This is a genomic window from Mesorhizobium sp. M7A.F.Ca.CA.002.15.2.1, from assembly GCF_003998715.1.
GTDB classification, from domain to species: Bacteria; Pseudomonadota; Alphaproteobacteria; order Rhizobiales; family Rhizobiaceae; genus Mesorhizobium; species Mesorhizobium ciceri.
Genome location: NZ_RZPI01001181.1, coordinates 1 through 691 on the forward strand (window position 1 = coordinate 1; position 691 = coordinate 691).

Annotated in this window: 1 protein-coding gene; it reads left to right on the forward strand. The window is 68.0% G+C overall.

Translation table 11 applies throughout. The annotated features are described in order from the left end of the window. Window positions 1-691, forward strand: a 691-nt coding sequence (locus tag ENZ74_RS33505; RefSeq protein WP_164761484.1) for an FAD-dependent oxidoreductase, incomplete at both ends; no start/stop codon positions are given.

Consider the following 691-nt stretch of genomic DNA (forward strand, 5'->3'; position numbering starts at 1 on the left):
TCCCGGAAGACATCGACCGCATCAGCCCGGAACTCGCCAAGGCGCATGAGCGCTTCCCTTGCCTGGCGACGGCCGGTATCCGCAAATGGGTCAACGGCGCCTTCACCTTCACGCCGGACGGCAATCCGATTGTCGGGCCGGTGCGCGGCCTGAAGAACTACTGGGTCGCCTGCGGCGTCATGGCCGGTTTCAGCCAGGGCGGCGGCGTCGGCAAGTCGCTGGCCGAATGGATGATTTTCGGCGAACCGCAGGCCGACATCTTCGGCATGGATATCGCTCGCTACGGTGCCTTCGCCGCCAACCGCGAATATCTCAGGCAGACGACGCGCCAGTTCTATTCGCGCCGGTTCGTCATGACCTTTCCCAATGAACGGCTGCCCGCCGGCCGGCCGCTGAAACGCCCCGGCGCCTATGACGGCATGAGCGCGGCGGGATGCGAATGGACGGCTTCCTGGGGGCTGGAAATCCCGGCCTATTTCGCGCCGATGGGATTTGCCGAGAGCACGACGCTGCGGCGCTCCAACGCCTTCGACATCGTCGGCGAGGAGGCGCTGCAGGTGCGGCGCGCCGCCGGCCTCGTCGATATCTCGGCCTATGCGCGCTATGCGGTGTCGGGGCTGGGTGCGGAGGCGTGGCTCGACCGGCTGCTCGCCTGCCGATTGCCGAAGGCGGGGCGGGCCCGCCTGGCGCC